The following is a 23,754-nucleotide window of genomic DNA, read 5'->3' on the forward strand; positions in this document are numbered from 1 at the left end:
CTCGCCAGCCCAGTCTCCCTGCACCCGCAACAGTCTGGCCCCACGCGAAAGCACGTGGGGCCAGAACCTGAAAGATCTTCAGCGATCTCCTAGGCGCCGCCGGCCTTCCCCCCGTCCCGCCGTTTCCCTCCCCGCCGCCTCACCAGGGCTCGCGCGGCAGGAAGGCCGGCCGCAGCGACGGGTCCACCGGGTCGTAGTACCGGTGGTAGACGGGCGTGAGCCCGCCGGAGACCGGCGGCACGATCCAGCTCCAGTCCGCCGGGGTCGGTCGGCCGAGCCGCTTCTCCTGGGCGACGTGCCGGAGGAAGCGCTCGGACTCGGTGTGGTGGTCGGCGATCGTCACTCCGGCCTCCTGGAAGGAGTGCAGCACCGCGATGTTGAGTTCGATCAGCGCGCGGTCGCGCCAGAGCGTGCGCGCGCTGGAGGTGTCCAGGCCCAGCCGTTCGGCGACGGTGCCGAGCAGGTCGTAGCGGTCGGCGTCGGCGAGGTTGCGGGCGCCGATCTCGGTGCCCATGTACCAGCCGTTGAAGGGCGCGGCCGGGTAGCGGACGCCTCCGATCTCCAGCGTCATGTCGCTGATCGCGGGCACCGCGTACCAGCGCAGGCCCAGGCCGGCGAACCAGTCGTACGCGGGGTGGGTGAGCGGCACCTCCAGGGTGGTGTCGTCCGGCAGCTCGTACCGGTGCGGGCGCTCGCCGGGGCGTTCCTGGACGAGCAGCGGCAGCACCTCGAAGCGGTCCTCGGCGCACTTCCAGCCGAGGTCGCGGGCGCGGGCGGCGAGTTCGGTGCCGGCCGGGTCGCCGACGACGGCGTCGCCGACCCGGTGGCCGGCGTAGCGGACCAGCTGCTGGTTGACGATGCGGGCGGCCGGGCGGCCCGGGCGGTCGGGGGCGAACACCGAGACCACCGGGCGGATCCGTCCGCCGTTGCCGGCCAGCCGCAGGTGCTCGAAGCACTCGGCGGCGATGTCGTCGGCCGAGCCGAGGTGGCGCAGGTCGCGCACCACCAGACTGCGCCAGTACAGCCGGCCGATGCAGCGGGCGGCGTTGCGCCAGGCGAGCTTGGCGCCGTAGGCGAGTTCGGCGGGGGTGTGCTCGTAGCTGCCGGTGCGCTCGATCTCGTCGAGGACGGCCCGGATCCGGGCGTCCGCGGCCCCGGTGGCGGGCTGCTCGCGATGGAAGCGGCGGATGAACTCGGCGGCCTGCTCCGGGTCGGTGAACGGCGACGGCGGTGGCGGTGTGGACGGCGGTGTGGACGGCGGCGCGGGCGACGGCCGGGCCGCGGCCGGGGCGTGGGCGTGGGTGTGGGCGTACGGGCAGCCGCCGGCGGGGGCGGCGGCTGGTCTGCGGGCGCGGAGCCGGTTGAAGATCAAGGACACATCCCTCCTGGCGAACAGGAGTACCGGACGTGTCCGGGCCGCCGCAGGGAGTGAACGATTCGGCCCCCGCACCCGCGCTGATCGCGCTAGGGTGCGGGGGCCGAAGGTAGGACTGTCGGATCAGCCCATGTCCTCCAGCCGGACGCCCTTGGTCTCCTTCATGAACTTCGCCACGAAGACGATCGACAGCGCCGCGAACGCCGCGTACACCAGGTAGGTCGCCGACAGGTTCCAGCGCGACATCGACGGGAACGACACGGTGATCGCCCAGTTGGCGATCCACTGCGCGGAGGCGGCGACGGACAGCGCGGCGGCCCGGATGCGGTTCGGGAACATCTCGCCGAGCATCACCCAGACGACCACGCCCCAGGACATCGCGAAGAACAGCACGAAGGCGTTGGCGGCGACCAGCGCGACGGTGCCCTGGAGGTCGGGCAGCGTGACGTTGTCGCCGCTGCCGGTGGCGGAGGAGAACGCCCAGCCGGCCGCGCCGAGCGCGACGGCCATGCCGGCCGAGCCGATCAGGGCGAGCGGCTTGCGGCCGATCCGGTCCACCAGCAGGATCGCGATCACGGTGCCGAGGATGTTGATGACCGAGCCGACGAAGCTGATCAGCAGCGAGTTGCTCTGGTCGATGCCGACCGACTGCCACAGGATCGACGAGTAGTAGAAGATCACGTTGATGCCGACCAGCTGCTGGAAGACCGACAGGCCGATGCCGACCCAGACGATCGGCAGCAGGCCGAAGCGCCCGCCGAGCAGGTCGCCGAAGCGCGGGCGGTGGTCGGAGGCGATCAGCCCCTGGACCTCGGCGATCCGGGCGTCGGTGTCGACGTCCTGGCCCTCGACCTGGGCGAGCACGGCGCGGGCGTCGTCCAGCCGGCCGGCCTGGATCAGGTAGCGCGGGGACTCGGGGATCACCGAGGCGAGGGTGAAGTAGACCGCGGCCGGGACGACGCAGATGCCGAGCATCCACTGCCAGGCCTCCAGCCCGAGCAGCTGGCCGCGGGTGTCGCCGCCGGCCGCGTTCGCCAGCAGCCAGTTGACCAGCTGGGAGATCGCGATGCCGAGCACGATCGCGGCCTGCTGGAAGGAGGCCAGCCGGCCCCGGTACCTGGTGGGCGCGACCTCGGCGATGTAGGTCGGGGCGATCACCGAGGCGATGCCGATGGCCGCGCCGCCGAGCACGCGCCAGAAGGCGAGGTCCCAGGCGGCGAAGGGGAGCATCGAGCCGATCGCGCTGACCGCGAACAGCAGCGCGCCCGCCTTCATGACCTTGATGCGGCCGTAGCGGTCGGCGAAGCGGCCGGCCAGTGCGGCGCCGATCGCCGAGCCCAGCAGGGCGGAGGAGACGATCAGACCGGTCACGCCGTCGCCGACGCCGAACTTCTCCTGGATCCCGGAGACGGCGCCGTTGATCACGGAACTGTCGTAGCCGAACAGGAACCCGCCGAGGGCTGCGGCGGCGGTGATGAAGACGACGAAGCCGAGGCGGCCGGGCGCGGAGGCCTCGACCGCCCCGGAGGGCTGCTTGGTGACGCTCACGATCTTGACTCCTGGTACTCAACGCTGAGCTCGGTAGCCGAGATCGTAACCCCTATTCGTTTAAGTCTTGTACACCGGAAACCTCAATTTTTGCTCTGAGGATTCGTAAGGTGAACAAGCAAATTCAGCTGCGCCGACCGTCCCTAGGTCGCCGGTCGTCCCTGCGTCGCCGACCGTCCCTACGCCGGGGCGGACAGTGACAGTCCGAACCGGCCCTCCTCGTCCGTCCACCAGTGACTCAGCCGCAGCCCGGCCGCCGCCAGCTCGGCGGACACCCGCTCCCGGCGGAACTTGGCGGACACCTCGGTGCGCAGCTCCTCGCCCCGGTCGAAGTGCACCGGCAGGTTCAGGGCCGGGATCTTCACGGTCTGCGCGCGCAGCGAGCGCAGCCGCATCTCGATCCACTCCCGGTCCGGGTCCCACCGTGCGACGTGCGCGAACGCGGCCGGGTCGAAGTCGGCGCCCAGCTCGCGGTTGAGCACGTTGAGCACGTTGAGGTTGAACTCGGCGGTCACCCCGGCCGCGTCGTCGTAGGCGGCGACCAGCACCGACGGGTCCTTGACCAGGTCGGTGCCGAGCAGCAGGAAGTCGCCCGGGTCGAGGGCCGAGCGCAGCCCGCGCAGGAAGACCGCCCGCTCCTCGGGCAGCAGGTTGCCCAGGGTGCCGCCGAGGAAGGCGACCAGCCGGGGGCCGCCCTCCGGGGGCAGGCCGAGCCGGGCGGTGAAGTCGGCCAGCACGCCGTGCACGGCGAGCCCGGGGTACTCGGCGGCGAGCGCGACGCCGGCGGCGGTCAGCGCGCTCTCGCTGACGTCCACCGGGACGTACGTCTCCAGGGTGCCGAGCGCGCGCAGCGCGTCCAGCAGCAGCCGGGTCTTCTCGGAGGAGCCGGAGCCCAGCTCGACCAGGGTGCGGGCCCCGGTGGCGGCGGCGATCTCGCCGGCCCGGGCGGTGAGGATGGCCCGCTCGGCGCGGGTCGGGTAGTACTCCGGCAGCCGGGTGATCTCCTCGAACAGCTCGCTGCCCCGCGCGTCGTAGAACCACTTCGGCGGCAGCCACTTGGGTTCGGAGGTCAGGCCGTGCTGCACGTCGTGGCGCAGCGCGCTGCTGAAGTGGTCGGCGGGCAGCAGCCGGGTGAGATCAAATGTGTCCATGACAGGGTGGGTCCTCTGTTCAGAAGATGAAGGGGCGGTGGAGGATCAGTAGTGGCCGCGGAGCTGACGGACGGTGACGCCGCGCTCGTCGACCACCACCAGCGAGCCGTCCGGGACGGCCGTCCAGCCGGGGGCGTCGTCGTACGGCTCGGAGGCCACCACCGTGCCGAGCCCGGGCAGGTCGCGGTGGTGCAGGGTGTCGCCCCAGGCGGTCGCGGCGAGGGTGCGGCCGTCGGTGAGCAGCAGGTTGAGCCGGCCGGTGGTGTGCGCGGTGACGTCCGCGACGGTGCCCGCCAGCGCCTCGCCGAGCCCGGCCCCCGCCCGCAGCCGGTGCAGGACCAGGGCCCACAGCAGCGCGGAGTCGGAGCGCGCCTCCAACTCCAGCAGCTCGGCCGGCGGGAGCAGGGCGGCCAGCGCGTCCAGCTTGCCCGGCCAGCCCGCCACCGCGCCGTTGTGACTGAACAGCCAGCGCCCGGCCGCGAACGGCGCCGCCGCGCTCTCGCCCGCCGCGCAGCCCTCGGTGGCGGAGCGGACCGCCGCCAGCAGCGCCCGGGTGCGGATCACCCGGGCGAGGTCGGCGAACGCGGCGTCCGCCCAGATCGGCCCGGACCGGCGGTAGCGGGCCGGCACCTCGTCGCCGTCCGCGTACCAGCCGAGGCCGAAGCCGTCCGCGTTGACCGTGCCGTACTGCTGCGCCCGGGGCGCCCAGGACTGCCGGTACAGGCCGTGCGGCGGGTGCACCAGCAGCTCCCGCGGCGCGACCGGCTCACCCAGGTAGGCGAGGTGGCGGCACATCAGGCCACCTCCAGGTCGCGGGCGGTGCGGAACCCGGCGAAGATCTGCCGCCGGACGGGGTAGTCCCAGTTGCGGAAGGTGCCCCGGCAGGCGACCGGCGCCACCGCGAAGCAGCCGCCGCGCAGCACCTTGTACCCCGGTCCGAAGAAGACCTCCGAGTACTCCTGGTACGGCCAGGCCCGGAACCCGGGGTAGGGGCGGAAGTCGCTGGCCGTCCACTCCCACACGTCGCCGATCAACTGCCGTACGCCGTACGGGGACTCGCCCGCAGGGTAGCCGCCGGCCGGGGCCGGGCGCAGGTGCCGCTGCCCGAGGTTGGCGTGCTCGGCCCCGGGGGCCTGGTCGCCCCACGGGTAGCGGCGGGAGCGGCCGCTACCCGGGTCGTGCCGGGCCGCCTTCTCCCACTCCGACTCGGTCGGCAGCCGCCGTCCGGCCCACCGGGCGTAGGCGTCCGCCTCGTACCAGCTGACGTGCAGGACGGGCTCGTCCGCCGGGACGGGCTCCACGGTGCCGAACCGGCGGCGCAGCCACTGGCCGCCGTCCAGCCGCCAGAACAGCGGGGCGGTCAGGTCGGCCCGCCGCCGGTGCTCCCAGCCCTCGGGCGTCCACCAGCGCGGCTCGTCGTAGCCGCCGTCCGCGATGAACCGCTGGTACGCGGCGTTGGTGACGGGCGTGGTGTCCAGCAGGAAGGCGGGCAGCTCGACCACGTGCGCGGGGCGCTCGTTGTCCAGCGCCCACGGCTCGGTGTCGGTGCCCATCGTGAACGGTCCTGCGGGGACGAGCACTTCGGCGGGCAGCGCGGCCGCGTCCGCCGGGGCGGGCGGCGGCGGGGGAGCGGTCAGCGCCGGCTCCCCCGGGCGGAGCTGGTGGGTGATCAGCATCGTCTCGTCGTGCTGCTGCTCGTGCTGGGCGATCATCCCAAATGCGAACCCGGCGTCCAGCAGCGGCGCCCCCTCCAGCGGACTGGCCGCCAGCAGGTCCAGCACCCGGCCGCGCACCTCGTGCGCGTACGCCCGGGCCTCGGCGGGCGCCAGCAGCGGCAGGCTCGGCCGCTCGGCCCGGGGGTGCTGGAAGGCGTCGTACAGCGGGTCGATCTCCGGGTGCATCGGGTCGCGGCCGCCGACGTTGCGCAGCAGCCAGAGTTCCTCCTGGTTGCCGATGTGCGCCAGGTCCCAGACCAGCGGGGACATCAACGGCGAGTGCTGGGCGGTGAGGTCGCCGTCCTCGACGCAGTCGGTGAGCGCGGCGGTGCGGGCGCGGGCGGCCGACAGCTCGGCCGCGATGGTCTCGCGCAACTCCTCGGTGCCCGCCGCCGGGGCGGCAGGGGGGCGGACGTCGGTCATGGTGCGGCCTCCTCCGGAGGAGTGCGTCGGGTGCCGGAGCGCAGGGCGTCCAGTTGGTCGTCGGCCGGGCAGCGGCCGCGCGCGGGGTAGCGCTCGGCGAACTCGGCGACGGCGGCGCGCAGCCGGCCGGCGCCGGGCAGGCGGCCCAGCGCGGCGTCGGCGGCGGCGAAGCAGGTCAGGGCGGCGCGGCGCAGCTCGGGATCGGTGACGGCCAGCGTCGCGGCCCGGCGCCAGACGTCGCTGCGCGGCGGGCGCGGACCGTCCGGGCGGCCCAGCGGCTCCAGCGCGGCGAGCGCGGCCTCGGCGGCCAGCGGGTCGTCCAGCAGCGCGGTCACCAGGGCGGTGGGCACCACCCAGCCGTCCCCGGGCTGGGCGTCGATCATGCGCAGCTCCAGGTGGCCGCGTGGGCGCACCGGCGGGAACAGGGTGGTCCGGTGGTAGTCCAAGTCGCCCAGCGTGGGCGGGCGTTCGCCGCCGCCGCGGACCCAGTCGCGGAAGGTCAGGCCGGGCGGGGCCGTCCACGGCAGCCCCTCGGGGCGGCGCACGCACAGCACCTCGGCGTCCAGCACGTACTGCGCCCAGGCCTCGCTCGGGTCGCCGTGGTCCGGCTCCGGGGCGAGCGTGCGGGTCGGGTCCATCCGGGACCAGACGGTCTGCCGGGTGGACCGGTGACCGGTCGGCCTGCCGTCCAGCAGCGGGGAGTTGGCGAAGGCGGCGACCAGGACCGGGCCGAGCAGGTGGGTCAGCCGCCAGCGGCGCTCCACCGCGTGCGGGCCGTCCGTGTCGCCGGCGTCCAGGCACACCTGCACCGAGGCCGTGCCGGTCATCATGATCCGGCCCCAGGGGCCGGCGGAGTCGAAGAACCGCTCCATCGCGAGGTAGCGGGGGTGGTCCAGGACCATCAGGCGGGGGCGGGCCAGCGGGTCCGTCCCGGTGCCGGTGAGGCGCAGGCCCTGTGCCGCGAAGGCGGCCCGCAGGGCGGTCAGATCGCGTCGGGTGTCCTCGACGCAGGCCAGGAGGCCGGTGGCGGGCGGGGAGCTGAGCTCGACCTGCCCGCCGGGTTCGAGCGTGAGCCGCGAGCCGGAGGGGAGCGAGGCCCCGTCCGGGCCGCCGAGTGGCAGCGACTCCAGTGCGGCGTGGACCAGTTCCGGTCGGACGGGCTTGCCGGGACATCGGTCGTCGTGGACGAACCACTCGACCTCGACGCCCACCAGCCGGGGCGGTCCGATCTTGAAGCAGACGCCCGACACGTGGCTGAGCGCCCCCGACTCGGTCAGCGGGGTCACCCCCGGTGGGGGCGCTGGGGGGCTCTGCCGGTCGGGTGGAGTGGTGCGGGATGTGGGTATCACCGGACTTACCATCCTCGGGGTCAGGATTGCGGCCCGAACTACCCTGCCCAGTCTGCTACGGAGCATGCGGGGGCGCTTCGCAAATATCGCGTGAACGTTCGTTTCTGCAGGTCAGGGGTGGCGCGATCGGGTGAATCCGGGGATCCGGGGCGGCTCTCCGGGCGTGCGCGGGGGTGCGGTGCGGGGCGGCGGTGCGGTCACAGCCGGTCCAGGCGCTCCAGGACAGTGTCCAGCACCGGGCCCGGCAGGGCGTAGTTCAGCCGCAGCGCGCCCCGGCCGCCGGGGCCGAACTCGGCGCCGTCCGAGGCCTCCAGGCCGCAGCGCTCCAGCAGCGCCCGGCGGGCCCCGTCCGGCGGCAGCCCCAGCGCGGCGGCGTCCAGCCAGAGCAGGTAGGAGGACTGCGGCGCGGAGTGGACGGCGGGCCCCAGACGGCCGGTGAGCCGGGCGCGGGCGGCGGCGAGGTGGGCGAGCAGCGCGTCCAGCCACGGCCCGCCCTCGGCCAGCGCCGCCCGCTGGACGGTCTGCTCCAGCAGGCCGCCCTCCCAGAGGCCGAAGCCGGCCAGTACCTCGGTGAACCGGGCGCGCAGGCCCGGATCGGGGACGAGCGCGAAACTGCTCGGCAGGCCGGAGCAGTTGAAGGTCTTGCCGACCGAGTTCAGGGTGACCACCCGGGGCCGCAGCGCCGCGTCGGCGGCGGCCACCGCCACCGGGTGGACGTACCCGGGGTGGGTGAGGTCGCCGTGCACCTCGTCCGAGACCAGCAGTGCGCCGGCCTCCGCCGCCCGCTCGGCGAGGGCCCGCAGGTCGGCGGTCGGCCAGACCCGGGCGGAGGGGTTGTGCGGGCTGCTCAGCAGGACGGCTCCGGCCGGGTGGGGGAGCGGGCCGTCCGGGAGCCGGTAGCCGTCCGGGCCGGCGGCCAGGGGCAGTTCCCGGTACGGGAGGCCGGCCGCCCGGCACAGCTGGGCGAAGCCGCCCCACTCCGGCGTCGGGAACAGCACCGGCGCCTGCGGGCGCACGGTCTCCAGCAGCAGGCGCAGGGCGGTGCGCGGGCCGCACGGCAGCAGCAGCACCCAGTCCGGATCCACCTCGACGCCGTGCCGCGAGCGGTACCAGCGGGCCACCAGCGCCCGCCCGGCCGGGTCGCACACCGTGTACCCGTACGCGCGGTGGCGGGCCCGGCGCTCCAGTGCGGCGGCCACGGCCGGCGGCCCGGGCAGGTCCATGTCCGCCAGGCCCATCGCGATCACCCCGGGCGCCCCCGCGCGGGCCCACTTGCTGCTGCCCGTCCCGGTCCGGTCGAAGGGGGCCGCGAAGCCGAACGCGTCCGGTGCGGTGGTGGGCATGACGGCCTCCGGTGGGTCGGGGTGCGCCGCCACGCTAGCCCCATCCTGCGGAGGACGGGGCTAGAGCCGGACGGGTGGCGGCCGCCACCGGCCGCGCGGTCACCCGCTCGCGGGCCTGCCCCCGCCGCCCAGGTGTGCCGCCAGTCCCCGCCGCCCCCGGAGCATCATCACCGCGTGGTTGGCCCGGAACAGCGGGTGCAGGGGCAGGGCGAGGCGGCGCAGCAGGGGTTTGCCGGGGCGGGTGTCCTCCTCGAAGAGCACCCGGCTGCCCGGCCCGTCCGGGGTGACGGTGAACCGCGACCACCCGGTGAGATCGCCCCGCATGGCCGCCTCCAGCACTCCGGCGGCCGGGTCGCGCCGCCGCGCCTCCAGGCGGATCACCAGTCGGTACGGCAGCAGCGCGCGCACCACGACGTCCCCGGACTCCTCGTCGGTCTGCCGGACTTCGAGGACCTCGGGCCACCACAGCGGGTAACCCGGTACGTCCTCCAGTGCCGCGTACACGTCGGGCGCCGGCGCCGCGAGTCGCCACATGCCCCGAAAGCGGTAGTGGTTGGGGTCCACGTGCCCCACCCTAGAGCGCCCCGTTTCGGAGCCGGCCCGTTTCGGTCGGGTTCCCTCGTCGACGGCCGGGCCCTACGGTGGCCCGGCCGTCGGCGGGGACCGGTGCCGGTGAGACGGGAGGCGAACGCTCCGTAAACGTCGCATGCCAGGAGGGAGGTGTTCCGCTTGCAGCCGTTCGGGGTGCAGGGGAGGATCTTGTGTGCTTGTAGTCTCGTCTGTCACAGCAGTTGTCGCGAGGCACTGCATCCCCGGAAAACGGAGTGAAGGAGTCACAGGCATGCGGCGACCGAGCTGGGTACCGGAGGGCACGGACCTGGACAAACCGAACGCCGCGCGGGTCTACGACTACTACCTGGGGGGCTCGCACAACTTCGAGGTCGACCGGGAGATGGCGCGCAGGGCGATGGCCCTGTGGCCGGAACTGCCGCAGATCATGCGCTCCAACCGGGCCTTCCTGCGGCGGGCCGTGTCCTACCTGGCCGAGCGCGGCGTCACCCGCTTCCTGGACATCGGCTCCGGCATCCCGACCTTCGGCGCGGTGCACGAGATCGCCCGCGCGATCCGCCCCGAGGCGACGGTCCTCTACGTGGACCGGGACCCGGTCGCCGTCGCGCACAGCCGCCTGCTGCTGGAGGACGACCCCGGCAGCGAGGTCGTCCAGGCCGACCTGCGCGACGTCCAGGACCTGCTGGCCCGCCCCGAGGTGGCCGCCCTGCTGGCGCGGGGCGAGCCGGTGGCCGTCCTGCTGGTCGCCGTCGCGCACTTCGTCACCGACGACGAGGACCCGTGGAAGCTGATCGGCACGCTCCGTGACGCCCTGCCGCCCGGCAGCGCGCTGGTCCTCTCGCACGCCTCCCTGGAGGGCCGCCCGGACCAGGCGGAGGACCACCAGGAGCTCTACCGCAGGACGCCGACCCCGCTGACCATGCGCACCCACGAGCAGATCAGCGGGATGTTCGCCGGCTTCGAGCTGGTCGAACCGGGCGTGGTCTACCTGCCGCAGTGGCGCCCGGACCAGCCGGAGACGGTCGGCGAGCACCCCGAGCGGATGGCCGGGGTGGCTGGCGTGGGGTTCCGCCCTTGAGCGGACGGATCGGGCGAGTGACCGACGGCCGCGGGCTCCGCGAAGCGGCCGCCGGTCACCCCGCCGTGCCCGCCGCACGGACCACCGCGCCCCCCGCCCGGACCGCCGCCGTCGGCGGCGGCCACCCCGCAGCGGTGACCGCGCGCACCCGGGTGGACGCATGAGAGCCGCCCCGGTGTCCGGCAGCGCCGAGCGGTTCCACGAGGCCTGGGCGCGACTGCTCTCCGCCGACCACGGCACGGCCGTCCACCCCGGGCTGCTCGGCCGCCTGATCGCCCGGACCGCCGCCCTGCTCCACCGCGCGCAGCTGGGCGAGCCGTTCGAGCCCCGGCTGGCCGAGCGGGCCGGCGCGGAACTGGTCGACGCACACTTCACCGACCCGGTGGTGCTGGCCCGGGCGGTGGAACTGCTCCAGGCGCATCCGCTCGGCGACGACCGCGGCCCGGCCCTGACCGGCGCCTTCGCGGCCGGCTGGGCCGCCGCCCTTCGCGAGCGCACGCTGCGGGAGCAGGAGGCGATCCGCACCGCCGCCGACACCGCCCGCAAGGAGGCCGAGCGGGCGCTGCGCGCTTCCGAGGCCCGGTTCCGGGCGCTGTTCGAGAGCGCGGCCATCGGGATCGGCATCGGCGACACCGACGGCAACATCCTGGCGGTCAACAAGGCGCTCCAGGAACTGTTCGGCGCGAACCCGGAGGACATGACCGGCCGCCGGGTCGGCGATCTCGTCCACCCCGAGGACACCCCGGGCGTGTGGGAGGCGTACGAGGAGCTGATCAGCGGCAAGCGGGACTACTTCCAGTTCGACAAGCCGTACTACCGCCAGGACGGCGAGGTGGTCTGGACCCATCTGACCGTCTCGCTGATCCGCGACGACGACGGCGTCCCGCAGTACCAGGTCGCGATGCTGGAGGACGTCACCGACCGCTACCGGCTCCAGGAGCGGCTGCGCCACCAGGCCACCCACGACCCGCTGACCGGCCTGCCGAACCGGGCGGCCTTCTTCGAGCGGCTGGAGAAGCTGTTCGAGGATCCGGACCCGGGCGCCAGGTTCGGCCTCTGCTACGTCGACCTCGACGGCTTCAAGGTGGTCAACGACAGCCTCGGCCACGACACCGGGGACCAGCTGCTGTCCGCCGTGGCGGCCCGGCTGAAGGCCGCGCTCAACCCGCTCGGCCACCTGGTGGCCCGGCTCGGCGGCGACGAGTTCGTGGTGCTGCTGGAGAACTGCCGGGGCGAGCAGGAGGCCGTCGCGGCGGCGAAGACGGTGCTCAAGGCGCTGGCCGGGCCGGTGCTGATCGGCGACCACAAGCTGGCCGTGGGCGCGAGCGTCGGCGTGCTGGAGCGGCGGGTGTCCACCACCACCCCGGGCGCGGCCGTCCGGGCCGCCGACCTGACGCTGTACCGGGCCAAGGAGGCCGGCCGCGGCCGCTGGACGCTGTTCGACCCCAAGGAGAACGCCCGCGCGGTCAGCCGTTACGCGGTGTCGGTGCGGATGCCGGCCGCCCTCGACCGGGGCGAGTTCTTCATCGACTACCAGCCGCTGTACGCGCTGGCGGACGGCCGGCTGGCCGCGGTGGAGGCGCTGGTGCGCTGGCGCCACCCGCAGCTCGGCGTGCTCGGCCCGGACGAGTTCGTGACCACCGCCGAGGAGACCGGGCTGATCATGCCGCTCGGCCGCTGGGTGCTGGAGCAGGCCTGCGGCCAGGCCGCGGACTGGGTCAAGCGGTTCGGCGACGCCGCGCCGCAGCTGAACGTCAACCTGGCGGTCCGCCAGGCGCGCAGCACGGCGCTCGTCACCGACCTCGGCCGGATCCTGGACACGACCGGCCTCGAACCGGCCAGGCTGCAACTGGAGATCACCGAGTCGACCGTGGTCGGGCCCGAGGACGAGGCCCTGCGCACCCTGCACGGGCTGGTGGACCTCGGCGTGTCGCTGGCCGTGGACGACTTCGGCACCGGCTGGTCCAACCTCGCGTACCTGCGCGACCTGCCGGTCTCCGGGCTGAAGATCGCCGGTTCCTTCGTCGGCGACCTGCACGATCCGGAGAAGGACGAGTCCACCGGGTGGCGGATCGTCAGCGGCCTGGTGTCGATGGCGCACGCGCTCGGGCTGACCGTCACCGCCGAGGGCGTGGAGACCCGCAAGGACGCCGAACGGCTGCGGACCATCGGCTGCGACTGGGCGCAGGGCTGGCACTTCGGCCGCCCGGTGCGGCCGGGTGAGATCGCCCGTCGGATCGCCGAGGAGCCCCGGGGGCGCCCGGTCGGGGGCTGACGCGGCGGGGCGTCGGGGGCAGGGCCGGGGCAGCTGGGGGAGGCCCGCGGCGGTGTTCGGCGGCGGTCGTGCAACCGCTCGGTCGCGTTCCGGAAAATCGGCCAACACCACGGCCCACCATGCGGGATGATGACGCGTCAAAATCACCACCCGGGGCCGTGCGGCGCGTGGCTACGGCCCCGCGCCGGCCCCGGGAAACGGGGAGGGGAGCGCCGCCATGGCCACACCGGAGGACGCCGGCCCGGCCGGCGACGACCGACCAGGCCCCTGGCCGGAGAGCGGCCCCGGATCCCGGACCGATCCCCCGACCAGGGCGGACCGGCGGCCGTGGGGGCGGCGCCTCGGTGTCGTGCCGGACCGGCCGTCCCGGCTCGGCGCCGTCCCGCACACCCGGACGGACCCCGACGCCGCGACCGGGCGGGCGCCGGGCGGCGGGGCCCGCTTCGACCCGGAGGCCCCGACCAGGGTCCAGCGGGCCGCGCCGGAGCGGGTCGACCCGGATGCCCCGACCAAGGTCCAGCGGCGCGCGGGCACCGGGCGCGCCGCCGCCCCCGGCTGGGCCGACAACGTCGGCCCCGGGCCCAGCCGCAGCGGCGAGGGCCCCGTGGGCGAGGCGTCGAAGGGCGGGGTACCGAAGGGCGGGGTTCCGGAGGGCGAGGCGTCGAAGGGCGGGGCTCCGGAGGGTGCGGGGCCCGCCGGCGGACGGTTCGCGGGCGCTTTCCCCGACGCCCTGCGCGGCCGCTTCGACCCGCTGGGCGTGGCCGGCTCCGGCACCGAGGGCACCGTCTGGCACGTCCGGCGCACCGACGGCGGCGGCGAGGCCGCGGTGAAGGTGACGGCCGCCGGCCAGTCCATGGACGCCGACCTGCTCGGCTACCTGCGCAACGACGACTACCGCCGCCACGTCCCGCACATCGTCGACTTCGGCCGGGTCGGCCACCGCGGCGCCGAACTCGACTGGGTGGCGATGGAGTACCTGCCGGTCACCCTCGCCGACCACTTCGCCGAACTGCGCGAGCGCGGCCGGCACACCGACCCGCGGGAGGCCGAGCGGATCGTCTACGAGCTCGTCGCCCTGCTCGACTTCTGGCAACGGCGGATCGAGCGCAACCCGCTGGACTTCAAACCGGCCAACGTGCTGGTCCGCCCCGGCCGCGCGCCCGGGGAGTTCGTGATAGCCGACTTCGGCGGCGTCGCCCGGCTCACCGCCAGCCGCCGCTTCACTCCCGAGACGATCGTCACCATCCCGTACATGGCCCCCGAGCTCCTGGCCGGCCGCAACCACGAGGCCGGGCCCTGGTGGGCGCTCGGCAACATCCTGTACGAGCTGTTCACCGGCCGCCCCCGCTTCCTCGGCGCGGACGGCCTGCTGATCAGTGACGAGGTGCTCCAGCTGGAACTGGTCCTGGGGGACGAGGTCGACCTGTCCGCCCTCGCCGACCCCCGCCAACTGCTCCTCCTCCAAGGGCTGTTCACCAGGAATCCGGAGGACCGCTGGACCGCCCCGCAGGTCCGCAGCTGGCTGGCCGGCGGCAGCCCCGCGGTGGTCCGGCGGCAGACCCGGGCCGACACCGGCCGCACCCACCGGCCGATCACCTTCTTCGGCTCCCCCTTCACCGACCCGGCCAAGCTCGCCGAGGTCCTGCTCCGGCGCTCCGGCGACGCGGCCCGCTGGCTCTCCGCCGGGGGAGCGGAGCGGCTGCGCGACTGGCTGCGCGACGACGTCCAGGACAACGTCTTCGACCTGCACCACCTGACCGACGTCGCCCGGGCGCCCGGCTCCCGCCGCGACGCCGTGGCCGCCCTCGCGGTGCTCGCCTTCGGCGCCGCCTTCGCCCCCTCCGCCACCCCCTACTACCTCGACCGCCCGATCGACACTCCCGGGCTGGAACGCATCGCCACCGAACCGGACGGCGCCGCGTTCATCGACGCGCTGGTCCGGGGCGGCGCCCCGGCCGTCGCCGCCCGCTACGACTGCTTCCACCCCGAGTGCTCCGGCGAACACTGCTCCCGACTGCTCGCCCTGGCCCGACTCCCGGACGTCCTGGCCGAAGTGGACCGTGCCGCCCGCACCGTCGGTGGCGGCCGGCGGGGCGGCGACGGGCTCAGCCCGCAGGAGCGCGAGGAGGCACACCGGCTGGTGGTGTGGCTGAGCGTGCGCCCCGAGGAACGCGACCGGCTGCTCGGCCGGCTCTCGCCGCTGCCCACCGCCCTGCACCGGCTGCCGCTGCCCGAACGGGCGGCGGAGCTCGCCGCCCTGGTCGCGGCGGTGGTGGTGGACGCGGCCCTGGCCGCCGGCTCCGGGATCCGCACGGCCGTACGCGCCGCGGCGCGCCGGCCCGCGCCGGACCCGATCGCCGCGCCGGAGGCGGTCCGGCGCCGCTGGTCGGCGCTGCGGCGGCGGGCGGTGGGCGCCGATCCGGGGGACGACGCCGGGCGCGCTGCCCTGGTCGCCGCCGAGACGCTGCGCCCGCGCGGCCGGGGCCGGGGCGCGCGATCCGACGGCGCTGACGGCCGGGAGGGCGGGGCAGGGCGGGAGAGCCGGGACGGGTGGCCGGGGCGGTTGTGGCAGGGCGGGCGTGAACGGACACCGGTGGACTGGGCGGCCCGGCTGCGGACGTGGTGGCCGCACGCCCGGACCGGCCTCCCGCGCCGGGCGGGCGCCGTGCTGCTGCTGTTCCTCGCCCTCGGGTTGCTGCTGTGGGCGGGGGCGGTGTTCCGCTACCCCGTCGAGGCCGGGGTCCAGCTCAAGATCTCGCCGGACGGCGCCTTCGGCGGGCCGTTGAAGAAGGCCGGCGAGCACGCGGCGCAGCAGGTGGTCGGCCAACTGGGAGCGGCGCTGGTCGCCGCCGCCGTCCTCGCCTTCTTCCCCGCCCGGGTCGGCCTCGGCACGGCGGCCCTGACCGGAGTCGGGGCCTTCGCCATCGGCTACCTGCGGCTCGGACCGCCGATGACGGGCCTGAAGATGCCGAGACCGGTGACCGAGCGGGTGGTCATGTTCGAGGGCGGGATGGGAAGTTGGGCCGGCCTCGCGGCGGTGGCGGCGATCGTGGCGTCGCTCGTGCTGACCGAGCGCGCGGCGAACCGGCTGCTGAAGCCCGCGCACGAGGCCCGGCGGCAGGTGCGGGAGGCCTGGCGGCGGCTCGCCGGGCGGGGCGCGGCGCCGCGGTGGGACGGCAAGCAGTGGCGGCCGGGCCCCGTGGGCGCCCGCGACCGTGCGCTGTTCGCGCTCGGGAGCACCTGTGTGCTGGCCCTGCTGCTGTGGGCGGCGGTCGAGGTGCGGCTGGCGGCCACCGGGCACCACCCGACGCCGGACTCCTGGGGGACCGGCCGGACCGGCGCGGCCTACCAGTCCGGGTTCGTCGTCCTGCTGGCCGTCGTCTCCCTCGCGAGCACCCTGGGGACGCCGGGCACCGCCCGGGCGCTCCTCGGCTGCTGGATCCCCGCCACCCTGGTGCTCGGTGCCTGGCCCGGACCGCTCGGCCCGGTCGAGGCGCTGCGGATCCCGGTGTTCCAGGGGCAGTTCGCGGCCGTCGCGGAGTTCTGGGGCCACGGCGCGTTCTGGGCCGCACTGCTGGTCGCGCTCCCGCTCGCGGGGTACGGGCTGCTGCGCACGGTCCGGGCACGGGCGGCGGGTACGGGGGCGGGCGGCTGACGGTCCAGTCGCCGTCCGGCTCAGCCGACCAGCCGGGAAAGTTCGATCGAGTGCCCGGTCCGCTCCGCCTTCGCTCGCAGGTAGCGCACGTTGCTCGCGGACAGGTGCACGCCGGTCGGCACCCGCCGCCGCACGGTGATCCCGAGGTCGGCCAGCTGCTGCGCCTTGTCCGGGTTGTTGCTCAGCAGGTCGATGCCGGTGGTGCCGAGGGTGGTGAGCATCTGGGCGGCGGCGGTGTAGTCCCGGCCGTCCTCGGGCAGGCCGAGCGCCGTGTTGGCGTCGTACGTGTCCAATCCGGAGTCCTGCAAGGAGTAGGCCTCCAGCTTGTTGTAGAGCCCGATGCCCCGGCCCTCCTGCCGCAGGTACAGCAGGTAGCCGCCGGCCTCGGTGATCCGCTCGACCGACTCGCGCAGCTGCGGGCCGCAGTCGCAGCGGTCCGAGCCGAAGACGTCGCCGGTCAGGCACTCCGAGTGCAGCCGCACCAGCGGCGTCCCGCCCTCCGGCACCTCGCCGAACGCGAGCGCCAGGTGCTCGGCGCCGTCGGTGAGGCCGTGGAAGGTGACGGCCTCCGCCTCGGCGCGGTAGCCGTCGGAGAAGGTCAGCGGGATGCGCACACGCGAGCGCACCGTGGCGGGGCCGGGCTGCGGCATGGGTGGGCCTCCGTCGATGAGGAGATGGGTCGGCGAACCGACGAACCGATGGGGTCGAGAGGGGCGGGCCGGGTGGCCCGGGGTGGATCGGATGTCGATGACCGTACTCGTTAGTTCCAATTTGAACAACTAAATACTGTCCGTGCCCGATGCGACTACGGACCGTGGTTCAGCCGGGCTCCGTGCGGACGCGAGGGCGCTGGTGGATCGTACGGTCCGCGATGCGTGGGGTTTCAGCATGTGGATGCGTCGGGAGCCGGACCGTGGACACTGCGAGGATTCCCCCGTTTCCTGGGCACGGGAATGCCTCGCGAACGAGCACCGACGACCACGGAAGGTCCTGATCAGATGCCCGCAACCCCTCCCGCCGCCACCTCCCCGACCTCCTTCGACGCCGAGCAGCGCGTGATCGAGGCGCTCTACGCGGACGTGGTCCGCCGGAACAGGGGTGAGACGGAGTTCCACCAGGCGGTCCACGAGGTCCTGGAGACCCTCGGGCCGGTGCTCGCCCGCCGCCCCGAGTTCGTCGACGCCCGGATCATCGAGCGGATCTGCGAACCCGAGCGGCAGCTCATGTTCCGGGTGCCGTGGACGGACGACTCCGGCGACATCCACGTGAACCGCGGCTTCCGGGTCGAGTTCAGCAGCGTCCTCGGCCCGTACAAGGGCGGGCTGCGCTTCCACCCCTCGGTGAACCTCGGCATCGTCAAGTTCCTCGGCTTCGAGCAGATCTTCAAGAACGCGCTCACCGGACTGTCGATCGGCGGCGGCAAGGGCGGCTCCGACTTCGACCCCAAGGGCCGCTCGGACGCCGAGGTCATGCGGTTCTGCCAGTCCTTCATGACCGAGCTGTACCGCCACCTCGGCGAGCACACCGATGTCCCCGCCGGGGACATCGGCGTCGGCGGCCGGGAGATCGGCTACCTGTTCGGCCAGTACAAGCGGATCACCAACCGCTACGAGACCGGCGTGCTCACCGGCAAGGGCCTCGGCTGGGGCGGCGCGCAGGCCAGGACCGAGGCGACCGGCTACGGCTGCGTGCTGTTCACCGCCGAGATGCTGCACAGCCGCGGCGAGAGCCTGGACGGGCGCCGGGTCGTCGTCTCCGGCTCCGGCAACGTCGCCATCTACGCGATCGAGAAGGCACAGCAGCTCGGCGCGACCGTGCTCACCTGCTCCGACTCCACCGGCTACGTGGTGGACGAGAAGGGCATCGACCTCGCGCTCCTCAAGGAGGTCAAGGAGGTCCGGCGCGGCCGGGTCGCCGACTACGCCGAACTGCGCGGCAGTCACGTCCGGTTCGTCGAGGGCCCGGGCGTGTGGAGCGTGCCCTGCGACGTCGCGCTGCCCTGCGCCACCCAGAACGAGCTGACCGGGACGGACGCGCTGGCCCTGGTGCGGGGCGGGGTGCTGGCGGTCGCCGAGGGGGCCAACATGCCCACCACCCCGGAGGCGGTCCGGGTGTTCCAGGAAGCCGGGGTGGCCTTCGGCCCGGGCAAGGCGGCGAACGCGGGCGGCGTCGCCACCAGCGCCCTGGAGATGCAGCAGAACGCCTCGCGGGACTCCTGGACCTTCGCCCGCACCGAGGAGCGGCTGGCCGGGATCATGAAGCACATCCACGACTCCTGCTTCACCACCGCCGAGCGCTACGGCCACCCGGGCGACTACGTGGTGGGCGCGAACATCGCCGGCTTCGAGCTGGTCGGGGACGCGATGCTGGCCCAGGGCCTGATCTGAGCCCTGCCGGCCGGCGCCGACGGCGCGACTCGCCGTCACCCGGCGATCGGTACCCGACCGGAGCGGGCACCGATTGTCGGGTGCGGCAGGGTGGGTCCTTCCTACGGTGGTGATCAGTAAGGGAAGGACGGGGTCGGAGTGCTGGAACACCTGAACCGGGCGATGGAGCACATCGAACGGAACCTGGACCAGGAGGTCGAGGTCGCCGAGCTGGCCCGGATCGCGATGACGTCGGAGTACCACTTCCGACGGCTGTTCTCGATGCTCTCCGGGATGCCGCTGTCGGACTACGTCCGGCGCCGTCGGTTGACCGTCGCCGGGGCCGAAGTCCTCGGCGGGGAGCGGACGTTGCTGGAAGTCGCGATCCGGTACGGCTACACCTCGGGGGAGGCGTTCGCCCGGGCGTTCCGGGCGATGCACGGGGTCGGGCCCGGTGAGGCCCGGCGCGAGGGCGCGGTGCTCAAGTCCCAGCCCCGGATGTCCTTCCGACTCGTCGTGGAGGGAAGCAGCAGTATGGAATACCGGATCATCGAGCAGCCGGACTTCCGGATCATCGGTCGGCGGGCTCGGGTCCCGCTGGTGCACGAGGGGGTGAACCCGGCCATCGCCTCGTTCATCAAGGGGCTCGGCCAGGAGACCGTCGACCGGATCTCGGCGCTCTCCGGCCGCGAGCCGGAAGGCATCCTCTCGGTCACCGAGTTCTTCTCGGAGAGTCGCGAGGAGGGTGTCGAACTCGACTACTACCACGCGGTGGTGGCGGACGCGGGCACCGTCGTCCCGGACGGCCTGGACGTTCGGGAGGTGCCGACGGGGACCTGGGCGGCCTTCTCCAACACCGGGACCTTCCCGAAGGCCCTCCAGGAGATGTGGCGGGACGTCTTCACGCAGTGGTTCCCGTCCAACCCGTACGAGTTCCGGCCGGGGCCGGAGATCCTGCGTACCCGGTTCCTGCCGGACGGCCAGGCGGAAGCCCAGCTGTGGATCCCGGTGGCACGGGCGCTGCGCTGACGGGCGGCCGTTGACGGCTGACAACTGACAAAAAACAGATGACAGATAACAGATTTCGAAATCTGTTATCTGTCATCTGTTTTTTGTTCTCCCGCTGCCGTCCGCCGACGCCCACTGCCGCCGCCCGCCGCCCCGCCCGCCCCCGTTCGGCCCAGCAGCGCCCGCACCTGTCCTCCCCCGCCCGCATGCTGGGGCGGGGGAGGACGGGGGATCGCAGCCGCTACCCGAGGAGTGGGATCACCGATGGCCAAGGCATTCGGCTTCGTCGACTACGGCGGGCCGGAGACACAGGAGTTCCTGGACCGCCCGGTGCTGGAGCCCGGCCCCGGGCAACTGGCGATCGCGGTCGGTGCGGCCGGGGTGAACCCGGTGGACTGGAAGATCCGCACGGGCCTGCTCGGCCGGGAGCGCGAACTCCCCGCCGTCATGGGCCAGGAGGCCTCGGGCGTGGTCCTGCAAGTCGGCCCCGGGGTCACCGGGTTCACTCCGGGCGATGAGGTGTTCGGCCTCGCGGCCGCCGGTGCCTATGCCGAACAGACGCTGCTGCACGCCGAGTTGAGCGCCCTCAAGCCCGAGGGCGTCGGATTCGACCAGGTCGCCGTCCTGCCCGTGTCGGCGGCCACCGCGGACGACGCCGTCCGTGACCTCGGCCTCGGCGCCGGCCGGACGCTGCTGATCCTCGGCATCGCCGGCGGTGTCGGCAGCGCGGCCGCCCAGATCGCCCGCAGTCGCGGCCTGACCGTCCTCGGCACCGCGAGCGACGCCAACCGCGCGTACGTGGAGTCCCTCGGGGCGGTGCCGGTCCGCTACGGCGACGGCGTCGTCGAACGGATCGCGGCCGCGGCGCCCGACGGCGTCGACGGCATCCTCGACCTGGTCGGGGGCGATGCCCTGCGGGCCGCCGCCCCCGTGCGCGAGGAGCGTACGGACCTGGTCAGCACCGCCGACCCGGCCACCGTGGCCGAACTCGGCGGCCGCTACATCACCCGCTCGACGACCTCCGAGAGCCTGTCCGCGCTGGCGGCCCTGGTCGCCGCCGGCGAGCTGGATCCGCACGTCACCGGCCGCTACCCGCTGGACCGCGCCGCCGAGGCGCTCGCCTTCGTCGAATCCGGCCACGCCCGCGGCAAGGTGGTACTCGAAGTCGCTTGACCCACAACAAGAGTGACGATCAGTCAGTTCAGACCGAGAGATCGAGAACCGAGAGAAGAAGTCGAGAGAAGAAGCCATGAAGCAGAACTCCGTGACCATCGGCGGCCCCTGCTGGGTCGAGCTGGGCACCTCCGACCCGGCCGCCGCCAGCACCTTCTACAGCGAGTTGTTCGGCTGGCGGGCCGAGGCCGATGTGCGCCCCGAGGCCAACGGCTACACCCAGATGTTCCTCGGCGACGCCCCGGCGGCCGCCGTCAGCCCGCGGTTCGCACCGCAGCAGCCCATCGCCTGGTCGACCTGCTTCGCGGTCACCGACACCGACGCCACCGTCGCGAAGGTCGAGGATGCCGGCGGCAAGGTCCTGAAGGAGCCCACCGACGCGTCCGACCTCGGCCGCTTCGCGGTGGTCGGGGACGGTTCCGGCGCGGTCTTCCTGCTCTGGCAGGCCCGCGCGTTCGCGGGCGCCGGGGTGTTCAACGAGCCGGGCGCGCTCGGCTGGGTGGAACTGCTCACCCGCGACCCGGCCGGTGCGACCGCCTTCTACCCGGCGGTCTTCGGCTGGTCCGTCAGCCCGTCCGAGCAGTACACCCAGTGGGGCCTGGGCGGCGAGGACTTCGGCGGCATGCTGGTGATGGACGACCGCTTCCCGCCGCAGGTGCCGCCGCACTGGCTGCCGTACTTCTCGGTCGCGGACGTCGACAACACCGTCGCCCGGGCGAGCGGCCTCGGCGCGGACGTGCTGATGGCGGCCACCGACGTGCCGGGCGGCCCCCGGATCGCCGTGCTGCGCGACCCGCAGGGCGCGTCGTTCGGCGTCCACCTGGCGGGCGCCGAGGGCTGACCCCCACCGGAGACCAAGTCCCTGTCGACGTCCCTGCTCACGCCCCTGCCGAGGACCCCGCCGTCCTCCCGGCGGGCGTAGCCTCCGCCCTCACGCCGGGCGCCGACCGCGGCTGGAACGCCACGCCGCCGCCGTCGCGCCCGCCGTGACGAGCAGCGCGCTGATCGGCACCACGTCGCCGATCCGGTCGTACCAGGTCAGCGTCCCGGGCTCGGTGAGCGGCAGCCGGACGGTCAGCGCGCCGGTGCCGTCGGTACCGAGCCGGGCGAGCTCGCGGCCCTGTGCGTCGAAGGCCGCCGACACCCCGGTCAGCGAGGCCTGCACGGCCGGCCGGCCGGTCTCGGCGGCCCGGATCGCCGCCAGCGAGACGTGCTGTTCGGGTGCCCAGGTGTGCTGGAAGGTCGAGGTGGAGGACTGGTAGACCAGCACCCGGGCGCCGTCCCGCGCGGCGGTGCGGGCGAGGTCGGGGAAGGCCGACTCGAAGCAGATCAGCGCGCCGACCGGCAGCGGTCCGCCGGCCCGGTCGGTGACCGGCAGGACGTGGAAGGCGGTGCCGGGCGCCCGGTTCTCGCCGGCCGCCCGGCTGACGCCGGCGATCCAGCCGAGCACCGGCCGCAGCGGGATGTACTCGCCGAAGGGCACCAGCCGGATCTTGCGGTAGCGGTCCAGTACGCCCGCGGGGGAGACCAGCACCGCGTCCTTGGAGATCCGCCCGTCCGCCTTGCGGGCGTCCTCCCCGGCGATGATCTGCGCCCCGGTGACGGCGGAGAGCCGGCGCAGCTGGTCTAGCGCGGCCGGGTCGCGGTCGAGGTCGGCGGTGGTGCTGCTCTCGCCCCAGACGACCAGGTCCACCGGCTGCCCGCCGAGCGCGGCGGTGGCCTGGGCGCTGGCCTCGAACCGGGCCTGCGGGTCGTCCACGATGCCGGGCTGGATCAGCGCGACGGTGACCGCCCCGGCCGGGGCGGGGGCGTCGCGCAGCGCGAACAGCAGCGGGCCGGCGGCCAGGACCAGGACGGTGGTCAGCGCCGCAAGGGCACGCGGTCGCCGGTGCACGGCGGTCAGGACGATCAGCACCCCGGTGTTGGCGGCCGCGACGGCCGCGCTGACCAGCCAGATCCCGCCGGTCGAGGCCAGTCCGAGGATCGCCGGGTGCTGCCACTGGGTGGCGCCGAGCAGCGCCCACGGCCCGCCGAGCGCGTCCCAGGAGCGCGCGTACTCGGTGGTCACCCAGACCGCCGGGACAACGAGCAGCGCGAGCAGCGCCCGACGGCCGGTCAGCGGCGGGTGCAGCAGCCGGTGGACGGCGTACCCGAAGCCGCCCTGGAGCGCCCCGAACAGCACGGCGAGCACCGGTAGCCCCGGCCCGATGGACGGGACCAGCCAGTACATCGCGGTCAGGATGAAGCCCGCCCCGAACCACCACCCGCGCACCGCCGCCTCCCGCCCGCCGGGCGCGCGCTGCATCAGCAGCATCCCGGGGACGAGCGCGACCCACGCCAGCCAGGCCTGCCCCGGCGCCGGGAAGGCGAGCACCGGTACCGCCCCGGCCGCCAGGGCGCCGAACCGCGCCCGGTAGCGGTGCGGGTGCGCCTGCGGCTGGCCGCCGTGTCCGGACTGCCCGCCGGGTTCGGACTGCCCGCCGGGTTCGGAGTGCTCGCCGTGCTCGGAGTGCCCGGGAGGTTCGGGGCGCCGGGGGTGCCCGGGATCCGAGGAGTGCTCGGGCTGCTCGGGCTGCTCGGGGTGCGAGGGGTGCGGCGTGCGCCGGGCGGGGCTGGTGAGGGCGAGGCGGCGGGGCATGCCCCGTATTGTCCGCTTGGACGGACTACGCCACCAGTGTTCCTGTCACCCGAATGGGCTACGGGAACACCGGTGGCCACCCCCGTG

Annotated in this window: 18 protein-coding genes; 8 read left to right on the plus strand and 10 right to left on the minus strand. The window is 74.4% G+C overall.

The window, feature by feature from the left end:
- Nucleotides 1-139: 139 nt before the first annotated feature.
- From ACIQVZ_RS37990 to ACIQVZ_RS38025, 8 genes are all read right to left on the minus strand, one after another.
- On the minus strand, nt 140-1,189 hold the full coding sequence (locus tag ACIQVZ_RS37990; RefSeq protein WP_402456616.1) for a nitric oxide synthase oxygenase: 1,050 nt from the start codon (nt 1,187-1,189) through the stop codon (nt 140-142).
- A gap of 309 nt (nt 1,190-1,498) precedes the next feature.
- Nucleotides 1,499-2,923, minus strand: coding sequence for a sugar porter family MFS transporter (locus tag ACIQVZ_RS37995; RefSeq protein WP_402456582.1), 1,425 nt, complete (start codon nt 2,921-2,923; stop codon nt 1,499-1,501).
- 179 nt (nt 2,924-3,102) lie between these two features.
- Nucleotides 3,103-4,074 carry an L-histidine N(alpha)-methyltransferase gene (gene egtD / locus ACIQVZ_RS38000; protein WP_350875448.1) on the minus strand — a complete coding sequence of 324 codons (972 nt, stop codon included), beginning with the start codon at nt 4,072-4,074 and terminating at the stop codon, nt 3,103-3,105.
- A gap of 45 nt (nt 4,075-4,119) precedes the next feature.
- Nucleotides 4,120-4,869: an ergothioneine biosynthesis protein EgtC gene (gene egtC / locus ACIQVZ_RS38005; RefSeq protein ID WP_402456584.1), complete on the minus strand. Its 750-nt coding sequence runs from the start codon at nt 4,867-4,869 to the stop codon at nt 4,120-4,122.
- Nucleotides 4,869-6,212: an ergothioneine biosynthesis protein EgtB gene (gene egtB / locus ACIQVZ_RS38010; protein WP_402456586.1), complete on the minus strand. Its 1,344-nt coding sequence runs from the start codon at nt 6,210-6,212 to the stop codon at nt 4,869-4,871. The genes egtC and egtB overlap by 1 nt, the downstream gene beginning before the upstream one ends.
- A complete protein-coding gene (egtA, locus tag ACIQVZ_RS38015) occupies nt 6,209-7,498 on the minus strand; it encodes an ergothioneine biosynthesis glutamate--cysteine ligase EgtA (RefSeq protein WP_402456588.1) in 1,290 nt (429 codons plus the stop codon). The genes egtB and egtA overlap by 4 nt, the downstream gene beginning before the upstream one ends.
- Nucleotides 7,499-7,758: 260 nt before the next feature.
- The gene (locus ACIQVZ_RS38020; protein WP_402456589.1) at nt 7,759-8,904 is read right to left on the minus strand and encodes an aminotransferase class I/II-fold pyridoxal phosphate-dependent enzyme; all 1,146 of its coding nucleotides are present in this window, start codon (nt 8,902-8,904) and stop codon (nt 7,759-7,761) included.
- 99 nt (nt 8,905-9,003) lie between these two features.
- Nucleotides 9,004-9,468 carry an SRPBCC family protein gene (locus ACIQVZ_RS38025; RefSeq protein ID WP_402456591.1) on the minus strand — a complete coding sequence of 155 codons (465 nt, stop codon included), beginning with the start codon at nt 9,466-9,468 and terminating at the stop codon, nt 9,004-9,006.
- Nucleotides 9,469-9,745: 277 nt separating this feature from the next.
- Here ACIQVZ_RS38025 and ACIQVZ_RS38030 point away from each other — a divergent pair, with 277 nt between their 5' ends.
- From ACIQVZ_RS38030 to ACIQVZ_RS38045, 4 genes are all read left to right on the plus strand, one after another.
- On the plus strand, nt 9,746-10,552 hold the full coding sequence (locus tag ACIQVZ_RS38030; RefSeq protein WP_402456593.1) for an SAM-dependent methyltransferase: 807 nt from the start codon (nt 9,746-9,748) through the stop codon (nt 10,550-10,552).
- 17 nt (nt 10,553-10,569) lie between these two features.
- Complete coding sequence (locus ACIQVZ_RS38035) at nt 10,570-10,716, plus strand: hypothetical protein (RefSeq protein ID WP_402456595.1); 147 nt, start codon at nt 10,570-10,572, stop codon at nt 10,714-10,716.
- The gene (locus ACIQVZ_RS38040; protein ID WP_350875464.1) at nt 10,713-12,827 is read left to right on the plus strand and encodes an EAL domain-containing protein; all 2,115 of its coding nucleotides are present in this window, start codon (nt 10,713-10,715) and stop codon (nt 12,825-12,827) included. Before ACIQVZ_RS38035 ends, ACIQVZ_RS38040 begins: the two co-directional genes overlap by 4 nt.
- A 217-nt stretch (nt 12,828-13,044) precedes the next feature.
- Nucleotides 13,045-16,482, plus strand: a complete 3,438-nt coding sequence (locus ACIQVZ_RS38045; RefSeq protein WP_402456597.1) for a hypothetical protein — start codon at nt 13,045-13,047, stop codon at nt 16,480-16,482.
- 20 nt (nt 16,483-16,502) lie between these two features.
- Here ACIQVZ_RS38045 and ribA read toward each other — a convergent pair whose 3' ends face one another.
- Complete coding sequence (ribA, locus tag ACIQVZ_RS38050; protein ID WP_402456598.1) at nt 16,503-17,132, minus strand: GTP cyclohydrolase II; 630 nt, start codon at nt 17,130-17,132, stop codon at nt 16,503-16,505.
- 348 nt (nt 17,133-17,480) lie between these two features.
- Here ribA and gdhA point away from each other — a divergent pair, with 348 nt between their 5' ends.
- From gdhA to ACIQVZ_RS38070, 4 genes are all read left to right on the plus strand, one after another.
- On the plus strand, nt 17,481-18,869 hold the full coding sequence (gdhA, locus tag ACIQVZ_RS38055) for an NADP-specific glutamate dehydrogenase (RefSeq protein ID WP_350875470.1): 1,389 nt from the start codon (nt 17,481-17,483) through the stop codon (nt 18,867-18,869).
- A 138-nt stretch (nt 18,870-19,007) separates the two neighbouring features.
- Entirely contained in the window at nt 19,008-19,877 is an 870-nt protein-coding gene (locus ACIQVZ_RS38060; RefSeq protein ID WP_402456600.1) for a GyrI-like domain-containing protein, read from the plus strand.
- A gap of 243 nt (nt 19,878-20,120) precedes the next feature.
- On the plus strand, nt 20,121-21,029 hold the full coding sequence (locus ACIQVZ_RS38065) for an NADP-dependent oxidoreductase (RefSeq protein ID WP_402456601.1): 909 nt from the start codon (nt 20,121-20,123) through the stop codon (nt 21,027-21,029).
- A 76-nt stretch (nt 21,030-21,105) separates the two neighbouring features.
- The gene (locus ACIQVZ_RS38070) at nt 21,106-21,870 is read left to right on the plus strand and encodes a VOC family protein (RefSeq protein WP_350875475.1); all 765 of its coding nucleotides are present in this window, start codon (nt 21,106-21,108) and stop codon (nt 21,868-21,870) included.
- A 90-nt stretch (nt 21,871-21,960) separates the two neighbouring features.
- Here ACIQVZ_RS38070 and lnt read toward each other — a convergent pair whose 3' ends face one another.
- The gene (gene lnt / locus ACIQVZ_RS38075; RefSeq protein ID WP_402456603.1) at nt 21,961-23,667 is read right to left on the minus strand and encodes an apolipoprotein N-acyltransferase; all 1,707 of its coding nucleotides are present in this window, start codon (nt 23,665-23,667) and stop codon (nt 21,961-21,963) included.
- Between the last annotated feature and the right edge of the window lie 87 nt (nt 23,668-23,754).

The organism is Kitasatospora sp. NPDC098663, from assembly GCF_044760075.1.
Taxonomy (GTDB): Bacteria; Actinomycetota; Actinomycetes; order Streptomycetales; family Streptomycetaceae; genus Kitasatospora.